This is a genomic window from Streptomyces sp. NPDC047706 (genome assembly GCF_043204795.1).
Taxonomy (GTDB): domain Bacteria; phylum Actinomycetota; class Actinomycetes; order Streptomycetales; family Streptomycetaceae; genus Streptomyces.
The window spans coordinates 156,046-173,430 of the sequence record NZ_JBIDCW010000016.1 but is presented as its reverse complement, the minus strand read 5'-3'; the positions used below and the strand labels follow the sequence as shown (position 1 = coordinate 173,430).

At 73.1% G+C, this 17,385-nt stretch carries 15 protein-coding genes; 7 read left to right on the top strand and 8 right to left on the bottom strand.

Annotated elements, in window-relative coordinates; genetic code table 11:
• Positions 1 to 203 (bottom strand): biotin carboxylase N-terminal domain-containing protein (locus ACGF8A_RS20570; protein WP_393110112.1); only part of this gene is annotated, 203 nt, incomplete at its 3' end.
• Positions 204 to 578: 375 nt separating this feature from the next.
• Here ACGF8A_RS20570 and ACGF8A_RS20565 point away from each other — a divergent pair.
• The gene (locus ACGF8A_RS20565) at positions 579 to 1,088 is read left to right on the top strand and encodes a hypothetical protein (protein ID WP_393110110.1); all 510 of its coding nucleotides are present in this window, start codon (positions 579 to 581) and stop codon (positions 1,086 to 1,088) included.
• Here the strand turns inward: ACGF8A_RS20565 and ACGF8A_RS20560 are convergent.
• Together ACGF8A_RS20560 and mmpB are read right to left on the bottom strand one after the other, a co-directional pair.
• On the bottom strand, positions 1,057 to 1,677 hold the full coding sequence (locus ACGF8A_RS20560; RefSeq protein ID WP_393110108.1) for a Maf family protein: 621 nt from the start codon (positions 1,675 to 1,677) through the stop codon (positions 1,057 to 1,059). The genes ACGF8A_RS20565 and ACGF8A_RS20560 overlap by 32 nt on opposite strands.
• Before the next feature lie 31 nt (positions 1,678 to 1,708).
• Positions 1,709 to 1,837, bottom strand: coding sequence for a morphogenic membrane protein MmpB (mmpB, locus tag ACGF8A_RS20555; RefSeq protein WP_393110106.1), 129 nt, complete (start codon positions 1,835 to 1,837; stop codon positions 1,709 to 1,711).
• 53 nt (positions 1,838 to 1,890) lie between these two features.
• On the opposite strand from mmpB, the gene ACGF8A_RS20550 reads away from it, so the two are divergent.
• Positions 1,891 to 2,277 (top strand): hypothetical protein, encoded by a 387-nt coding sequence (locus ACGF8A_RS20550; protein WP_393110104.1) that lies wholly within the window; start codon positions 1,891 to 1,893, stop codon positions 2,275 to 2,277.
• A gap of 100 nt (positions 2,278 to 2,377) precedes the next feature.
• On the top strand, positions 2,378 to 2,524 hold the full coding sequence (locus tag ACGF8A_RS20545) for a hypothetical protein (protein ID WP_393110102.1): 147 nt from the start codon (positions 2,378 to 2,380) through the stop codon (positions 2,522 to 2,524).
• Here ACGF8A_RS20545 and ACGF8A_RS20540 read toward each other — a convergent pair.
• Positions 2,509 to 2,718 (bottom strand): acyl-CoA carboxylase epsilon subunit, encoded by a 210-nt coding sequence (locus tag ACGF8A_RS20540; protein WP_393110100.1) that lies wholly within the window; start codon positions 2,716 to 2,718, stop codon positions 2,509 to 2,511. The two genes, ACGF8A_RS20545 and ACGF8A_RS20540, sit on opposite strands and share 16 nt — an antisense overlap.
• 25 nt (positions 2,719 to 2,743) lie before the next feature.
• On the bottom strand, positions 2,744 to 4,363 hold the full coding sequence (locus ACGF8A_RS20535) for an acyl-CoA carboxylase subunit beta (RefSeq protein ID WP_393110098.1): 1,620 nt from the start codon (positions 4,361 to 4,363) through the stop codon (positions 2,744 to 2,746).
• 110 nt (positions 4,364 to 4,473) lie between these two features.
• On the opposite strand from ACGF8A_RS20535, the gene ACGF8A_RS20530 reads away from it, so the two are divergent.
• A complete protein-coding gene (locus ACGF8A_RS20530) occupies positions 4,474 to 5,337 on the top strand; it encodes a biotin--[acetyl-CoA-carboxylase] ligase (protein ID WP_393110096.1) in 864 nt (287 codons plus the stop codon).
• A 92-nt stretch (positions 5,338 to 5,429) separates the two neighbouring features.
• On the top strand, positions 5,430 to 6,536 hold the full coding sequence (locus tag ACGF8A_RS20525; protein ID WP_393110094.1) for an adenylate/guanylate cyclase domain-containing protein: 1,107 nt from the start codon (positions 5,430 to 5,432) through the stop codon (positions 6,534 to 6,536).
• Between the two features lie 16 nt (positions 6,537 to 6,552).
• On the opposite strand, the gene ACGF8A_RS20520 is transcribed toward ACGF8A_RS20525, so the two are convergent.
• Entirely contained in the window at positions 6,553 to 7,083 is a 531-nt protein-coding gene (locus ACGF8A_RS20520; RefSeq protein ID WP_393110092.1) for a hypothetical protein, read from the bottom strand.
• A gap of 1,808 nt (positions 7,084 to 8,891) precedes the next feature.
• Here ACGF8A_RS20520 and ACGF8A_RS20515 point away from each other — a divergent pair.
• Positions 8,892 to 9,692 (top strand): enoyl-CoA hydratase/isomerase family protein, encoded by an 801-nt coding sequence (locus ACGF8A_RS20515; protein WP_393110090.1) that lies wholly within the window; start codon positions 8,892 to 8,894, stop codon positions 9,690 to 9,692.
• Between the two features lie 138 nt (positions 9,693 to 9,830).
• Positions 9,831 to 10,973, top strand: coding sequence for a diguanylate cyclase domain-containing protein (locus ACGF8A_RS20510; protein WP_393110088.1), 1,143 nt, complete (start codon positions 9,831 to 9,833; stop codon positions 10,971 to 10,973).
• 65 nt (positions 10,974 to 11,038) lie between these two features.
• Here the strand turns inward: ACGF8A_RS20510 and putP are convergent, their stop codons facing one another.
• Entirely contained in the window at positions 11,039 to 14,626 is a 3,588-nt protein-coding gene (putP, locus tag ACGF8A_RS20505) for a sodium/proline symporter PutP (protein WP_393110086.1), read from the bottom strand.
• A gap of 89 nt (positions 14,627 to 14,715) precedes the next feature.
• Entirely contained in the window at positions 14,716 to 17,199 is a 2,484-nt protein-coding gene (locus ACGF8A_RS20500; RefSeq protein WP_393110084.1) for a SpoIIE family protein phosphatase, read from the bottom strand.
• Positions 17,200 to 17,385 lie beyond the last annotated feature (186 nt).

Sequence of the window (17,385 nt, the reverse complement as noted above, 5' to 3'; positions counted from 1 at the left end):
GCGTTCAGGACCTTGCCGATGTCGAGGTAGCTGGTGGCGGGGGTGTCACCACCCAGGGCGAACGCCTCATCCGCGGCGCGGACATGCAGAGCGTCCCGGTCCGGGTCGGCGTAGACGGCCACGCTCGCGATCCCGGCGTCCCGGCAGGCCCGGGCAACGCGGACAGCGATTTCGCCACGGTTGGCGATGAGCACCTTGCGCACGATGAGGCTCCCTCCTTGAAACAAGCCGAGTTTAGGGACTGCCGACACGGCACTTCGACCCGTCCCCAATGGTGAGCTTGCCCACACGGAGCGTGATGCGAGGCTTGCTCGACCCGCGAAATCCCTTGTCGCGGCACGGTACGCAGGATTCCTCCGGCAAACCCTAGCCTTCCCATGTGGTCAAGGTCTCTGTGAGAGCGTGCCGCGCCCCACTCCGATTCTTTGTGGAGTCCCTACGAATGGCCCAATGATTCTTTGCTCGCGGCTCAACCCTTGTCCCGCGCTTTACCCGTTAGTAGCGTGCGCGAAGTACTCGAACGTACTCGGGGTAACGACCCCATGTGGCGGTACGGCGGTCGAAACGGGGTGGGACCGATGGTGCGCAGGCCGGTGGCGTGGATCGTGGCGCTCGTGCTCTTCGCCGAGGGATGCGGCATCGCGGCGCTGCAGTGGATCATGGGGATGGTGGTCGACAACCAGGACATGTCCCTGGCCGGCCTCGACCCGGACCTGATGTCCCTGTCCTCGAAGATCGGCGGCGTGGTCTTCGGGCTCTACTTCGTCCTGTGCGGCGTGGTCGCCCTGCTGGTCGGCGTGCGCGACCGCGCCCCGGCCGGTCTCGGGCGCGTCCTGCTGATCAGCGCGGCCGTGGTGCACGGCGTGCTGGGGGCGGTCGGCTGGGGGCTGGTGGGCCGGGGCGCGTTCCTGTTCATGATGGTGGTGATGGGCCTGCTCGTGCTGCTCCTGATGACGTACGACGGTCAGCGGCGGCCCGCGCCCGAGGAGGCCGGGGACGGCCCGGACGGCACGGGGGACTCGCCGGAGGACGGCTCCCCGGTCACGGACGCTCCGGTCAGCCCTCCGCCGGCGCCCACAACTCCGTGATCCCGACGCCCAGTTCCGCCAGCAGCCGGCGTACCAGGGGCAGGCTGATGCCGATCACGTTGCCGTGGTCGCCGTCGATGCCGTCGATGAAGGGCGCCGAACGGCCGTCCAGGGTGAAGGCCCCGGCGACATGGAGGGGCTCGCCGGAGGCCACGTACGCGGTGATCTCCTCGTCGGAGGGATCACCGAAATGGACGACCGTGGAGGCGGTGGCGGACGCGTACCGCCCGCTGAGCGTGTCATAGACGCAGTGGCCCGTCTGGAGCGTTCCGGCGCGGCCGCGCATGGCCTTCCAGCGCGCGGTGGCCTCCTCGGCGTCGGCGGGCTTGCCGAGCGCCTCGCCGTCCAGGTCGAGCACCGAGTCGCAGCCGATCACCAGGGCGCCCTTGACCGCGGGCCGGGCGGCCACCACGGAGGCCTTCGCCTCGGCGAGCGCGAGCGCCAGCTCGGCGGGCGTGGGCGCGGTGACGGCGTCCTCGTCGACGCCGCTCACGATCACCTCGGGATCGAGCCCGGCCTGCCGCAGCAGTCCGAGCCGGGCGGGGGACTGGGAGGCGAGCACGAGTCGGCGGCGCGGCTGGTCAGTCATGCGGCCAGCGTATCGGCGTACTCCGAACGGCTCACCCCAGGCCGAGCACGATCATCGTGACGACCATGGCCAGCGCCATGAGAACACCCAGCCGCCGCAACATCTCCTGCATGTCACGCAGTTCCTTCGGCGGTTCGTTCTCCGGGTCGGACCACAGCATGCCCCCGATCGTGAGCGGCGCGGCCGGGCGGCGCCTGAGTACGCGTACTCAAGTTGCGCAGACGGTTCGACGGCTTCAGCCCCGACTGGTCCCGAGAGGGCTTCCGGCGGCGGTCGCCGCGCCAGGCCGTCCGGCTCACGGCGGGCGGCGGAAAGCTGCGCGTCCGGCTCTCGAACGCGTACGGCACCTCACCCGTGCGGGTGGCGGGCGCCACGGTGGCGCGCACGGCCGCCGGTGCCGCCGGCGAGCCGGGCTCGATCCGCCGGCTCACCTTCGCGGGCGCCCTCCAGGCCGCGATACCGGCGCGCGGGCACCGGGTGAGCGATGCCTCGGAACTCGCGGTGGGCGCGTGGGAGACGCTCACCGGGGCTTCGGCTCGGCCCCCGGCACCGGCTGCCGCTGGCCGGACGCGCCGGCGAGGCGCACGGGCCGGCCGGTGACCAACGCGGGAATCGGCGGGAACCCGCTGCTCGACGACTCGACGTGGTACGGGCGGACAGGCGTCCGGCGGCTCGGGCGTGACGTTCTCGGACACCTCGGGTGGACCTGCACCGGGTCCTGGCCGGTCCGGCGGACCCGGACCGGCTGGACCCGGCGTACGACTTCGGCGATCACCTGCACCCGAACGACCCGGGTCACGAGGAGATGGCCGAAGCCGTCGCGGACGTGCTTCAGGCCGGCCAGTAGGTGCGCGCCCACGCCGCCGGGCCCGCCTGGGGCATGTGCTGCGCCGCGAGGCGGGCCGGATCGGACCAGGAGTCCCGCGGGCCGGGCGCGCCGGACGGCAGGGCCGAAGCCGCCGCGGCGCGGGCGCGGACCACCGCCAGGGCGGCGGCCAGCTCCTCCGGGGTCGGATTGCCCCGTACGACCTTGATCGTCATATCTGCTCCAGCAGGTCGGGGTCTTCTAGAGGGGGATGTTGCCGTGCTTCTTCGGAGGCAGGGATTCCCGCTTGGTGCGCAGTTGACGCAGACCGCGCACGATGTGGCTGCGCGTGTCGGACGGCATGACCACCGCGTCGACGTAGCCCCGCTCCGCGGCGACATAGGGGTTGAGGAGCGTGTCCTCGTACTCCTGGATGAGCCGCGCCCGGGTGGCGTCACCGTTGCCTTCGGCCTCCGCCTCCGCGATGGTGCGGCGGTGCAGGATGTTGACGGCGCCCTGCGCGCCCATCACGGCGATCTGGGCGGTCGGCCAGGCCAGGTTGAGGTCGGCGCCCAGGTGCTTGGAGCCCATGACGTCGTAGGCACCGCCGAACGCCTTGCGCGTGATGACGGTGATCAGCGGGACGCTGGCCTCCGCGTACGCGAAGATCAGCTTGGCGCCGCGCCGGATGATGCCGTCGTGCTCCTGGTCGACGCCGGGCAGGAAGCCGGGCACGTCGACGAAGGTGATCACCGGGACGTTGAACGCGTCGCAGGTCCGGACGAACCGCGCCGCCTTCTCGCTGGCGGCGATGTCGAGGCAACCGGCGAACTGCATCGGCTGGTTGGCGACCAGGCCGACCGGGCGGCCCTCGACGCGGCCGAAGCCGGTGATGATGTTCGGTGCGAACAGCGGCTGCGTCTCGAAGAACTCGCCGTCGTCCAGGACGTGTTCGAGCACCGTGTGCATGTCGTACGGCTGGTTCGCGCTGTCCGGGACCAGCGTGTCCAGCTCACGGTCCTCGTCGGTGAGGGCGAGGTCCGCCTCCTCGGGGAACGCCGGGGGCTCGCTGAGGTTGTTGGACGGCAGGTACGACAGCAGCTGCTTGACGTACTCGATGGCGTCCTTCTCGTCCCCGGCCATGTGATGGGCCACGCCGGAGGCGGTGTTGTGGGTGCGGGCGCCGCCCAGCTCCTCGAAGCCGACGTCCTCGCCGGTGACGGTCTTGATGACGTCCGGGCCGGTGATGAACATGTGCGAGGTCTGGTCGACCATGATCGTGAAGTCGGTGATGGCGGGCGAGTAGACCGCGCCGCCCGCGCAGGGCCCGACGACCAGGCTGATCTGCGGGATCACGCCCGAGGCGTGGGTGTTGCGGCGGAAGATCTCGCCGTACGCCCCCAGCGAGGCCACGCCCTCCTGGATCCGGGCGCCGCCGGAGTCGTTGATGCCGATGACCGGGCAGCCGGTCTTCAGCGCGAAGTCCATCACCTTGACGATCTTCTGCCCGTAGACCTCGCCGAGCGCCCCGCCGAAGACGGTGAAGTCCTGCGAGAACACGGCGACGGGACGGCCGTCGACGGTGCCGTACCCCGTCACCACACCGTCGCCGTAGGGGCGGTTCCGGTCCAGGCCGAAGTGGGTGGAGCGGTGCCGGGCGAACTCGTCCAGCTCCACGAAGGAACCCTCGTCGAGCAGCAGTGAGATCCGCTCACGCGCCGTCAACTTGCCCTTCGCGTGCTGCTTCTCGACGGCGCGAGCGGAGCCGGCGTGCGTCGCTTCCTCGATACGGCGCTGGAGATCCGCGAGCTTGCCCGCGGTCGTGTGGATGTCGATCTCTTGACGCTCTTGACGCTCTTGACGCTCTTCCGGCTCGGACATCGGGATGTGGCTCCCTGCCTGCTCAAAAGGGGGGACGGTTACTCATCCGTAGCGTAGTGGGGTGCCTATCGATCGGCAGTGCGGCGTTTACCACACCTAGGGTGGCTTGCATGACGCCCCGAGATGCATCAGACCCGAGCAACCGCTGGACCGATCTGGACCGGCCGCCCCTGAACGCCGCGGCCCTGCGCAAGGCGCTGGTGCGCGAGGGCGGCGTGTGGTCCGAGGTGCACGTGGTGCAGAGCACCGGCTCCACCAACTCCGACCTGGTGGCCCGCGCCGCCGAGGGCAGGGCGGCGGAGGGGGCGGTGCTGGTCGCCGAGGAGCAGACCGCCGGGCGGGGGCGCCTCGACCGCCAGTGGACCGCCCCACCGCGCTCGGGCCTGTTCTTCTCCGTGCTGCTGTGTCCGGCGGAGATTCCGGTGGCCCGCTGGGGCTGGCTGCCGCTGCTCACCGGCGTGGCCGTGGCGACGGGCCTGTCCCGGGCGGCCGGGGTCGACACGGCACTCAAGTGGCCCAACGACCTGCTGGTCACCGTCGGCGGCGAGGAACGCAAGGCCGGCGGCATCCTCGCCGAGCGGGCGGCCGACGACGGCGTGGTCATCGGCGTGGGCCTCAACGTCACGCTCCGCGAGAAGGAACTGCCGGTGCCGACGGCGGGATCGCTGGCGCTGGCCGGAGCGGCGAACACGGACCGGGACCCGCTGCTGCGGGCCGTGCTGCGGTCCCTGGAGAAGTGGTACCGGCGCTGGCGGACGGCCGGGGGCGACCCGGCGGCCAGTGGCTTGCAGGAGACGTATGCCGCCGGGTGCGCGACGCTGGGGAGGACGGTGCGGGCCGAACTGCCGGGAGACCGGTCGATCATCGGAGAGGCGGTCGCGGTGGACGGCGACGGACGGCTGGTGCTGGCGACGGCGGACGGCGTGCAGGAGCCGGTCGGCGCGGGCGACATCGTGCACTTGAGGGGGGTTTAGCCGCGGTTCCGGGAGGAGTGACCTGGGGCACAGCTGACGTAAAGTTGGGGCCGGTCGATACCTGACCGCGGCAGATCGGAAGGGCAGCAGGCGTGACCGTCGACGACACGGGCTCCGGCATGGACCCGCAGGGCGCCGACTCCGGCGAGGACCCGCTCGCCCTGCGGCTCGAAGGGCTCATCCTGGGCGCCGAGCGGCGCTACACGCCGTTCCAGGCGGCCCGCAGCGCCGGTGTCTCCATGGAACTGGCCTCCCGCTTCTGGCGCGCCATGGGCTTCGCCGACATAGGCCAGGCCAAGGCGCTCACCGAGGCGGACGTCCTGGCGCTGCGGCGCCTGGCAGGTCTGGTCGAGGCGGGACTGCTCAGCGAGGCGATGGCGGTGCAGGTCGCCCGCTCCACCGGGCAGACCACCGCCCGGCTCGCCGAGTGGCAGATCGACTCCTTCCTGGAGGGCCTGACCGAGCCGCCCGAGCCCGGCATGACCCGCACCGAGGTGACCTATCCGCTGATCGAGCTGCTCCTGCCGGAACTGGAGGAGTTCCTCGTCTACGTCTGGCGTCGCCAGCTCGCCGCGGCCACCGGGCGGGTCGTGCAGGCGGGGGACGACGAGGAGATGGTCGACCGGCGGCTGGCCGTCGGCTTCGCCGACCTGGTCGGATTCACGCGGCTGACGCGTCGCCTGGAGGAGGAGGAACTCGGCGAACTGGTCGAGGCCTTCGAGACCACGGCGGCCGACCTGGTCGCGGCGCGGGGCGGACGTCTGATCAAGACGCTGGGCGACGAGGTGCTGTACGCCGCGGACGACTCCGCCGTCGCGGCCGAGATCGCGCTACGGCTCATCGAGACCCTGGCGAACGACGAGACGATGCCGGAGCTGCGGGTGGGCATCGCCTTCGGCACGGTGACCACCCGCATGGGTGATGTCTTCGGAACCACGGTGAACCTGGCCTCCCGTCTGACGTCCATAGCGCCACGGGACGCGGTCCTGGTCGACAGCGCGTTCGCCGAGGAGCTGATCCGCAGCGGTGAGGCCCCCGCCTCCGAGGCGGAGGCGGCCGAGGCCGCGGCGGCCGCGGAGAAGGAGGGCGAGGCGCCGCCCGCGTACCGCTTCGGGCTTCAGCCGATGTGGCAGCGCCCGGTGCGTGGGCTGGGCGTGGTCGAGCCGTGGCTGCTCACGCGGCGGGACGGATCCTCGTAGCCGCGCCTCCCCTCGGTCAGCGCAGGCCCAGACACAGGTCGACGATCGGCAGGCAGAGGCCGGGCCGGTCCGGCTCGGGAGCCGGGGCGCTGGGCGTGGGGGAGGGCGCCGGGCCGTCCGTGGGCGGGCGCGGCGGCGGACTGGTGGGACCGCTGGTGGCCGAGGCGGACGGGACGCCAGGCACCTGCGGAGCCTCGGGGGCGTGCGGAACGGTCGTGGACCGGCCCGGGACCGGGGCGGGCGCGTTCCCCTGAGGCCGGGCGGCGGCGCTCGGGGCCGACGGCGTGCCGGGGGCCGTGCCGTGCGCGTGCGGCATGTCCGGACTGCCCTGCGCGGCGGAGTCCGGCGGATTCGTGGCCCGGGTGTCCCCGGTGCCGGCGGGAACCGTGGCGACGGTATCGGTCGCCGGCTCGCTCCCGGCCACGGCCCCGGGGCTCCGCCCGGCCGCGCCGGCTCCGGGACCGCCGTCGCCGTACTCGGGCGTCCCTACGCGGACGACGCTCATCAGCCCGGCGGCCAGGACCAGCCCGCCGAGCGCCAGAAGCACCTTGCGCCGCCGTGGCCGCCGGTGCCGTCCCCGGCCACCGGGAGAGGCGGCGTCGGGCCCGCCGTCCTGGGCGGGCGGGGCGGCGGTCCGGGCAGAAGGCTTACGCGCGGGTCCGGCGGCGGGCGCTTGGGGGCGCCGCTGCTGCGCAGGGCCTCCCGGACTGTGTGCCGAGGACTGAGACGTCGTGCGCCTGGTGGCGGTGATACCGGGTGGCTGGGGTGTTGTGCGTGTGGTGGTGGGATCGGGGGGTTGGGGTGTTGTGCGTGCGGTGGTGGGCCCGGGCGGTCGGGGTGGCGTGCCCGTGTCCGTGGTGGTGCCGGGTGATTGAGGCGGCGTGGGTCCGGTGGTGGAGGGGCTGGGCGGTTGGGGTGGCGTGGGTCCGGTGGTGGGCGGGCCGGGCGGTTGGGGCGTGGGTCCGGCGGTTGTGGTGCCCGTCGCTCGCGGACGCTCGCCGGGGGCGGTGGCACCGCGCTTGTGGCGCTGGGGCTCGGCGGCCGTGGCGTCCTTGGGCGTGGGGGCGGGTGTGGTTCCGGCAGCCTCGGGCTGTGGCTTGGCCGGCCGCGCGTGCGTGGGCCCGTTGAGTCTGACCTTGAAGTGGGCGGCGCGGCCGGGGTTGGGAATGCTGGTCGGATGAAGCGCGGACCCGGTGGAGTGCGTGCCCGTCGGCCTGGGCGGTCGGGCGGCGGCTGCGGGCGTGCCCTTGGCCTGGGGAGTCGGCCGGGCGGCCGTGGGTGTGCTCTTCGGCGCAGGCGCGGACCTGGCAGTCGGCGTACCCGTTCGCCGGGGTGGGCCGGCCGCGGCTGCGGACGTGCCCTCCGGCCCGCGTGGCCGCTCGGCGCTGGTGCCGCCCTCGTCCTGCGGAGGGCGCGCGTCGGCCGGGGCCTTCCGGCGCTCCGCTGCGTGCGGGGGAGCGGGGGCCTGGGGTCCGCAAGCGGCGGTGGTTCTCGGCTGCGCGGGCGCCCCGGTGGCCGTCGTCCCCTCGGGCCGGGAGGACGGGCCGGTGGGAGTGGCGCCCTTGGGCCGGGAGGCCGGGCGGGCGGTGGCAGTGGCGCCAGCGGCGAGGGCTGCGTGCCCGGTGGCGAGGCTGCCACCGGGCCGGGGCGCTGTTGTGGCGCCGGGTTCGGGTGTGGACGCCGTCGCCGTCGCCGTCCCGGGCCGGGGTGTGGGCGCCGCTGCTGTCGTGGCCCCGGCCCTGGGCGTGGGTGCCGCTTTTGTCGTGGCACCGGCCGTGGGTGTGGGACCCGGTCCCGTCGTGGCCCCGGGGCGCGGTGCGGATCCCGGGCCCGTCGTCGGCCTGGGTGCGGGTGCGGATGCCGCTGTCGGCGTCGGTGAAGGCGTAGGCCCCGCGGTGGTCGGCGACGTGTTCGTCGTCCCCTTGGCGCGCGGTGCCGGTGCCGTCGGCTGTGGAGTTCTCGGGTGGGGCGGGTGGCCGGTGGTGTGCAGGGGGCGGGGCGTCACCGTCGGGCGCCCCGTGCCGCCGTCCTCCGCCGGGGCGGGCACGCCGTCGGCCGCTCCGGCGTCGTCCCTCTGTGCGGCCTTCCGGCCGTTCCTCGCCGGGTTGTCCGGCGACGTGTCGGTCCTCATGGCGGTCCCTCCCGATGCGCTCGCGCCCCCCGGTGCGCCGTCGCGGTGCGCACGCTATGCGCTCGCCCGGGGCGGGGGGAGCGAGATGGGCGGGATGTCACTCGAACGGGGTGTCGGTGGGTGAATCGGGAACCGGGGGCGCGGAGGCCCGGGCTTCCCCCGGAGGGGGGCGGCTGGAATGATCGGGCCGAGTGTTGTTAACCCACGTTAACCGGGAGGGTGTCATGGGCGAGGAGCGATTCGGGGAGTTCGTGCTGGTGCGGCGGCACGAGGACGGGCATGTCGCGGAGCTGGCACTGGACCGGCCGAAGGCCATGAACGCCGTGTCGACCGAGATGGCCCGGTCGGTCGCCGGTGCCTGCGCCGCGCTGGGGGCCGACCGGGAGGTACGGGTGGTCGTGCTGACGTCCACGCACGAACGGGCGTTCTGTGTGGGCGCCGACCTCAAGGAGCGGAACTCGCTCAGCGACGCCGAGCTGGTGCGGCAGCGGCCGGTCGCGCGGGGGGCGTACACCGGCGTGCTGGAGCTGCCGGTGCCGACGGTCGCGGCGGTGCACGGGTTCGCCCTGGGTGGTGGTTTCGAGCTGGCCCTGGCCTGCGATCTGATCGTGGCGGACGGCACCGCGGTGGTGGGCCTGCCGGAGGTGTCCGTCGGCGTCATCCCCGGCGGCGGCGGTACGCAGCTGCTGCCGCGCCGGGTGGGGGCGGCGCGGGCTGCCGAGCTGATCTTCAGCGCGCGCCGGGTGGAGGCGGCCGAGGCCCGGGAGCTGGGGCTGGTGGACGTGCTGGTGGAGGACGGGCAGGACCGCGGGGAGGCGCTGGCGCTGGCGTCCCGGATCGCCGTGAACTCACCGGTGGGCCTGCGGGCGGCGAAGCGGGCCCTGCGGCTCGGGCACGGGCTGGACCTGCGGGCCGGCCTGGAGGTGGAGGACGCGGCGTGGCGCTCGGTGGCGTTCTCGGGCGACCGGGCGGAGGGCGTCGCGGCCTTCAACGACAAGCGCAAGCCGCGGTGGCCGGGTGAGTGAGCCCGTGGAGCCGGGTGGGTGACTTCCGGGGAGCCGGGCGACTCACCCGATCGGTCGTGCGCTGCTCCGCGCTTCCCCCTCTCACCCCACCGCCCCGCAAACCTCCCCATTCCTCCCGAATCTCCCTAGCCTGGGGTGATGGGTGAGGACGACCGGCTCGCGGCCGTGGTGGCGCTGGCGCAGGGGATGGCCGCCGCACAGTCCGCGCGCGACTCCTGGCGGGCCGCCGCGCTGGGGGCGTGCCGTGCGCTGGACGGGAGTTTCGCCGCGCTCTCGGTGTGGGAGCGGGACCTCGGACGGTTGCGGGTGCTCGTGAACGTGGGCGAGCGGGCGGAGGACGAGGAGGAGTTCCCGGAGGACGAGGCCTACCCGGTGCACCAGTTCGCCGAGATCACCGAGTTCCTGCACGAGCAGTGGGCGGGGGGCGGTGAGCCCGACGCCTGGGTGGAGACCGCCGAGGGGCCCACCGCCGGGCGCGCCGGCTTCTGTCATCAGCGGGTCGCCGCACTGCGGCGCCGAGGGCGGGGGTGCTGTGTCGTCGCCCCGGTCGTCCTGCACGGCCGGGCCTGGGGTGAGCTGTATGTGGCCCGGCCCCTCGGGGTCCCCGTCTTCCACCGTGGCGACGCCGACTTCGCCACCGTACTGGCCGCGGTCGTCGCCGCCGGGATCGCCCAGACCGAGCGGCTGGAGGAGGCCCGGCGGCTGGCGTTCACCGACTCCCTCACCGGTCTCGCCAACCGCCGCGCCGTGGACACGCGCCTGGAGGAGGCCGTCGAGCGGCACCGCATGGACGGAGCGGTGGTGAGCCTGGTCGTCTGCGATCTCAACGGCCTCAAGCGCGTCAACGACACCGGCGGGCACGCCGTCGGCGACCGGCTCCTCGAACGCTTCGGCTCCGTGCTCTCCCTCTGCGGAGCCATGCTGCCCGGCACCCTCGCCGCCCGCCTCGGCGGCGACGAGTTCTGCCTGCTCGCCGTCGGGCCGCCCGCCGACGACGTCGTCAAGGTCGCCGACGAACTCTGCCGCCGCGCCGCCGAACTGGAACTCGGCGACGGTGTCGCCTGCGGCGTCGCGTCCACCGCGGACCCGATCGGCCAGGTACGCTCCGCCCGCCGGCTCTTCCGGCTCGCGGACGCGGCCCAGTACCGGGCCAAGAGTCTGCGCGCCGCCAAGGCGGTCGTGGCCGGCCGTGAGGGCCCCGACGACCCCGTCGTACGCCTCGCCGACGCGCCACCCGAGGGCCCCGCCCCCGAACGCCGCCGCTTCCGGGGCCGCCGCTGACCCAGGGCACGGAAGCGGGTCCGGGCACGATGGCGGTGAACGCGGGAGCGGGTGTTCCGCACCGCTCACTCGACGTCCGGAGCCGTCTGCTCCGCCCAGATGATCTTGCCGGTCGGGGTGTAGCGGGTGCCCCAGCGGTGGGCGAGCTGGGCCACGATCAACAGGCCCCGCCCGCCCTCGTCGGTGGTCCGGGCGTGCCGCAGCCGTGGCGAGGTGCTGCTGGCGTCGGAGACCTCGCAGATCAGGCCGCGGTCCCGGATGAGGCGGAGACAGACCGGTCCGGACGCGTGGCGGACGGCGTTGGTGACCAGTTCGCTGACGATGAGCTCGGTGGTGAACTCCAGATCGGGCAGCCCCCACTCCCTCAGCTGCCGTGCGGCGCGCGCCCGGGCGTCGGCCACGGCGGCCGGATCGCTGGGCATGTCCCAGGAGACGACCCGGTCCGGTGCGAGGACGCGGGTCCGGGCGAGGAGCAGGGCGGCGTCGTCGGGCGGCGGTGCGGTCAGCAGACCGTCGATGACCGTGCGGCCGGTCTCCTTCAGGGTCGGCAGGGGTTCCGCGAGGGCGGCGCCCAGCCGGGAGAGCCCGATGTCGATGTCCGGATCGACGGAGCCGATGAGGCCGTCGGTGTAGAGGGCGACGAGGCTGCCCTCCGCCAGTTCCAGTTCGACCGACTGGAAGGGGAGGTATCCGAGGCCGAGTGGTGGTCCGGCCGGCAGGTCCAGGATCTCGGCGCCGCCGCCGGGACGGACGATCACCGGTGGGAGGTGCCCGGCCCGTGCCAGTGTGCACCGCCTGCTGACCGGGTCGTAGACGGCGTACAGGCAGGTGGCTCCCATGAACGCGGTGCCCGCGGCCTCCCCCTCGTCCGCCGGGGACACGTCGTCGGCGTGTGCTCCCATGAGGCCGATGACCAGGTCGTCCAGGTGGGCGAGGAGCTCGTCGGGGGAGAGGTCGAGGTTGGCGAGGGTGCGTACCGCGGTGCGCAGGCGTCCCATGGTCGCCGCCGCGGTGATGCCGTGCCCGGCCACGTCCCCGACGACCAGTGCGACCCGTGCCCCGGAGAGCGGGATCACGTCGAACCAGTCACCCCCCACACCGCTCGGGGCGTCCGCGGGGAGGTACCACGACGCCACCTCCAGGGCGGATCCCCCGGCGAGGTCCTGCGGCAGCAGGTAGCGCTGCATCGAGCGGGCCGCGGTGCGCTCCCGGGTGAAGCGCCGCGCGTTGTCGATGCACACCGCCGCGCGGGAGACGAGTTCCTCCGCGAGGCGTACGTCGTCCCGCTCGAAGGGGCCCAGCCGTCTGGACCGGGCGAAGGTGGCCGCGCCCAGGGTGACGCCGCGCGCCCGCACCGGAACCACCATCAGGGAACGGCAGTCGTAGTCGCGGATGGAGGCGCGCAGCGACTCGTCCTCGGTCACCCAGGGGCTGGAGCCCTGGTTCAGGACCCGCTCCACGAGGGTCCTGCTCTCCAGCAGGCAGCGGGTCACGGGCGAGAGGGGGGCACGCCGGATCGTCTCTCCGACCGCAAGCGTCGACTCCGGGCAGCCCTCGCGCACCGACTGCTGCCCCGCGCGCCGGATGACGGGCACCATGCCGACCGGCCCTGGGGCCGGTTCCTCTCCCGACATCACCGAGTCCAGCAGGTCGACGGCGACGAAGTCGGCGATGGCGGGCACGGCGTCGTCGGCCAGTTCCTGGGCGGTGCGCGTCACGTCCAGGGTGCTGCCGATGCGGGATGCGGCGTCGTTCAGCAGGGCCAGGCGTTCCTGGGCGCGGCGGCGCTCGGTGACGTCGATGACCATGTACCAGACGCCCACGTTCCGGCCGTGCCGGTCCGTCATGGCGAAGAAGGAGGCGGAGACCGCGTGGTCGGATTCGCCTCCGTGGCCGGTGTCCGCCCAGGCGGCACCCTGGTACTCGAAGTCCATCACCGGAGTGCCGCTCTCCAAGACCTCGCGCATCTTGTCCTCGAAGGCCTCCGCCTCCGCCTGAGGCAGCACCTCCGCCATGCGCCGCCCCAGTCGCCGTTCGAGGGGGATCAGGCGGTCCAGCGGCTCGTTCACCCAGACGTAGCGCAGATCCGTGTCGAGGACGGCGATGCCGACCGGCGCGTGCATGAGGTGGGGGGTGAGCATCATCTGACTGACACCGCCGCCCGGTATCCGCCAGAAGGCCCGCTTCGGAGGCCGCCCGATGAATCTGCCGAACACCAGGGCGGCGGCCGTGGCGACCAGGACGCCGGGGACCATTTCGTAGACGTCCGACTCCAGCGGGCCGAGCAGCGGATTGATCTCCTGCCAGAGCAGGACCGTCGCCGCGCCCGACACGATCCCCGCCATGGCACCGGCCCAGGTCATGCGCGGCCAGTACAGCGAGAGCAAAACGACGGGTCCGAACGCCGCTCCGAAGCCCGCCCAGGCGTAGGCGACGATGCCCAGCAGCCCGCCGCCCCTGAACGCGATCACGAAGGCCACCAGGGTCACGACGACGACGGCGGCCCGGCCGACCCACACCAGTGTCCACTCGGATGCCCTGCGGCTGAGGAACGCGTGGTAGAAGTCCTCGGTGAGCGCGACGGACGACACGAGGAGCTGACTGTCCGCGGTCGACATGATCGCGGCCAGCACGGCGATCAGCATCACGCCGGTGAGCCAGGGGTTGAGCAGCGCCTGGCTGAGGCTGACGTACACCGTCTGCGGGTCGCCGAGCGGGGCCCCGGTCTGCGCGATCCCCACCAGGCCGACGAAGATGGCGCCGGTGAGCACGACGACGACCCACGCCGTGCCGATGCGGCGCGCGGCGGGGATCGCGCCGGTGCTGCGGATGCCCATGAAGCGGGCCAGGATGTGCGGCTGGCCGAAGTAGCCGAGGCCCCAGGAGAGCAGGGAGATCATCGCGACCGCGCCGAGCGGCCCCGCGGCGGTCCACTGTCCGTCCAGGTAGTCGACCTCGGCGCCGAAGTCCAGCAGCTCGGGGTTCTTGCTGTCGAGGGCGTCGCGCAGTGCCTGGAAGCCGCCCAGCGCCCCGATTCCGACGGCGGGCAGCGCGAGCAGGGCGAGGAACATGAACGTGCTCTGCATGACGTGCGTGGTGCTCACGGCGAGGAAGCCGCCCAGGCAGGAGTAGACGACGATCACCAGGGCGGTCAGGGCCACTCCGAGTTCGAACCTGATGTCGAACGTGCTCTCGAACAGCAGTCCGCCGGCCACCAGTCCGCTGGCCACGTAGACGGTGAAGAACACGAGCGTGACCACCGCCGAGACCATGCGGAGCAGGCGCGTGCGGTCCTCGAAACGTTCCTCAAGGTAGGCCGACAGGCTCACCGCGTTCTCGGCGCGCTCGGTGTACGTGCGCAGCCTCGGCGCGACGAAGAGCCAGTTGAGGTAGGTGCCGAGCACCAGGCCTGCCGCCAGCCAGCCCGCTCCGATGCCGGCCGCGTACACCGCTCCGGGGAACGCGAGGAACAGCCAGCCGGACATGTCGCTGGCTCCGGCGGACAACGCGGCGACGGGGGCGCTGAGCCGGCGGCCGCCCAGGGCGAAGTCGGCGAGGGTGCGCGTGCGGCGGTATGCCCAGACCCCGGTTCCGATCATGACGGCCAGGTACACGAGGAACGTGGCCACGATCGGTGCACTCAAGTCGAGCATGCTGCCTCGCCTGCGAGGTTCGTGAGCACGACGTGACCGCCGCACGTTTCGCGGTCGTGGACTCTACGCACAAATGTACAGATTCCCTGTCATCCACGGGACTCGGGCAGCCCGACCAGCAGCAGGGTCACGTCGTCGTCGTGCACGGCCGTGTCCGGAATGAGCGCTCCGATCAGCTGGTCCACCGCCCGCTCAAGGCTTTCGGCCTCCGGGGGGACGTCTTTCAGCGCCGTGTCGAGCGTGTGGGTGAGGATGTCGATCTGGGCCTCGATGTCGGTACCGGGCCGCTCGACCAGTCCGTCGGTGTAGAGCGCGAGCGCGCTGCCCGCGGGCAGCGGCTGGGTCGTCTGCCGGAACGGCACGCCGCTGCCGCACGAGTCGTTGACGCCCAGCGGCACCCCGACCGGTGCCTGCAGCCGGCGGGCCGCCTCACCGGGAGGCAGGAGGACGACCGGGAGGTGCCCCGCCGACGACACGGTGACCTCGTGCGTGCCTTGGTCGATCACCATGTAGACGCAGGTGACCAGCTGGTCGGCCAGGTCGCCGACGAACGCGTCCAGGCCGGTCATGAGGCCGCTGGGCGAGACGCCCGTGCGGGCAAGCGCGTGGGACGCGGCGCGCAGCTGGCCCATGACGGCCGCGGCCTCCAGACCCCGGCCCATCACGTCCCCGACGACGATGCCGGTGCGGTCCCGGCCCAGCGGGACGACGTCGAACCAGTCACCGCCGACCCCGGGGTCCTGGACGGACGCCAGATACCGGTGGGCGGTGGGCAGGCCTCGCAGCCGGGGCGGCTCCCCCATGAGGCTGTGCTGCAGTGTGTAGGCGATGCGCCGGTGCTCCTCGTAGCGCTCGGCCCGTTCGGCCTCGACCTGCCGGCGTTCGGTGATGTCCCGCACGGTCAGGAACACCAGTGTCTCCTCCTCGGCCTGGAGGCTGCTGACGCTGACCTCGACGGGGAACTCGCCGCCGTCGCCGCGCAGCCCGTACAGGCCCCGGTCCACGACGATCGGTTTCGGATGCTCCTGCCCCAGATAGGCACGCAGGAGGGCGCTGTGCCGTTGCCGCGCGGGGCCGGGCACGAGGTCGACGACGGCCGCGCCGAGAAGGTCGGCGGGCGCACGCCCGAACATGCGCTGCACCTGCGCGTTGGCCATGACGACGGCGCCCTGGCCATTGGTGATCAGCAGGGCGTCGGGGGCCGACTCCAGCAGCGCGACGAAGCGCCGGCTGGCCTGCCGGACCTCGCGCTGGGCGGCGACCTGTTCGGTGATGTCGGTGACGACACCGCCTACGGCGTACGGCTTCCCGGACGCGGTGCTGAGCGGGAACAGGCTGGTGAGGAAGTCGCGCGGGCCTTGGGGCAGGGCGAGTCGTTGCTCCCGCTGCAGGGGCTCGCCGCCCGCCAGCATGTCGAGGTCCGCGGCCCGCGCCTGACGCGCCAGATCGGGCGGCAGGACGTCCTGGTCCCGCCGCCCCAGTACCCGCTCGGCGGGCAGGCCGAGGCTCTCCTCGAACGTCGTGTTGACCGCGAGGAAACGGCCGTCCAGGTCCTTGATGAACAGCACCGCGGGCGTGTGGTCCATGAACGCCTGCAGCAGTTCGTTCTGGCGCACCTGCCATTCGGCACGGGCGTGCGCCACCTCGACACGGCGGCCCACGGTCAGGACCGCGAAGACGACCGCGCCGAACACGATCACATGCCCGAACACCAGCAGTGCGGTACTGAGCCGTGTTCCGAACAGTCCCGCGTCCTCGCCCGCCAGGACGAGCCACCCCAGCAGCGGCGGCGCCACCAGGACGGTCGCGAACAGCCGGCGCCCCAGCGCGCCCGTGGTGCCGGCGTTCGTCAGCAGACTCGCGGGGCCCTCGTCGGGCCGGACGAGAAGGGCGGACGCGCCCAGCAGCATCAGGGCCAGCCCGCTGTACAGGGCCATGCCCTTGTACAGCCCGAACCGTTCCAGTTCCGGCACGGCGTACGTGAAGCCGTACAGCCGCAGCATCCCCAGGGCGAGGACGACCAGGCCGGGGACCTGACTCGTCCAGGCGGGAAGCCGGGTGAGGCTCGCGCACAGCGCAGCCACGCCCGCGATCGTCAGCGCCAGAGCCGTGTTCGCCGCCATCCGCCCGCGCACCATGCCCGCGGGGGGCGCCGCGTCGTCCTCGACGACCAGTTCGTCGATGCCCAGGCTCGTGCCGGTCAGGTACTGCACCAGGGTCAGCCCGCCGATCAGCGAACCCAGGACCGCGGCCGCGCGGGCCGCGGCGACGAGCCCCACGGGGACGCGTCCGCGGGCGGGCGCCAGCGCCGACACGAACAGGGAGGCGCCGAGTGCCAGCAGAGCCACGGTGGTGTTGGCGTCCATCGTCGCCCCGGCGCCGGGAAGCCGCCTGAGGACCTCGAGGCCGGACACCCAGCCGGTCAGGCCCACGGCGCCGAGCGCGGCGCCCGCCAGGGCGGCACCCCGGGACACCGCGCGCGCGGTGTTCAGGGTGGAACGCTGGTACGGCAGGTCCGCGGCTTGCTCTGCTCCCAGTACGCCGTGCAGTTCGGGCGTCCGCTGTTCTTCCACGCCAAACACCCGCATATGTGAGGAAGTCGCCTGGTATGCACTAATACCGTAAGCGCTGCGGCCATCCGGTGCCCTGTCCCTGGCGGGGCGGGGCAGGCGGGGGTCACGCCGCGCGGATTCGCGCGCATCGGGCGGTAAGGGTCACATCCCGTCCCCACTCGTGACATCCTGGAATTCACTGCGTAC

Coding starts and splice junctions, on each gene's coding strand:
- ACGF8A_RS20540 (WP_393110100.1), bottom strand. CDS start 2,718: ATGACGATCAAGGTCGTACGGGGCAATCCGACCCCGGAGGAGCTGGCC.
- ACGF8A_RS20530 (WP_393110096.1), top strand. CDS start 4,474: ATGACGCCCCGAGATGCATCAGACCCGAGCAACCGCTGGACCGATCTG.
- mmpB (WP_393110106.1), bottom strand. CDS start 1,837: ATGCTGTGGTCCGACCCGGAGAACGAACCGCCGAAGGAACTGCGTGAC.
- ACGF8A_RS20515 (WP_393110090.1), top strand. CDS start 8,892: ATGGGCGAGGAGCGATTCGGGGAGTTCGTGCTGGTGCGGCGGCACGAG.
- ACGF8A_RS20560 (WP_393110108.1), bottom strand. CDS start 1,677: ATGACTGACCAGCCGCGCCGCCGACTCGTGCTCGCCTCCCAGTCCCCC.
- ACGF8A_RS20565 (WP_393110110.1), top strand. CDS start 579: ATGGTGCGCAGGCCGGTGGCGTGGATCGTGGCGCTCGTGCTCTTCGCC.
- putP (WP_393110086.1), bottom strand. CDS start 14,626: ATGCTCGACTTGAGTGCACCGATCGTGGCCACGTTCCTCGTGTACCTG.
- ACGF8A_RS20510 (WP_393110088.1), top strand. CDS start 9,831: ATGGGTGAGGACGACCGGCTCGCGGCCGTGGTGGCGCTGGCGCAGGGG.
- ACGF8A_RS20535 (WP_393110098.1), bottom strand. CDS start 4,363: ATGTCCGAGCCGGAAGAGCGTCAAGAGCGTCAAGAGCGTCAAGAGATC.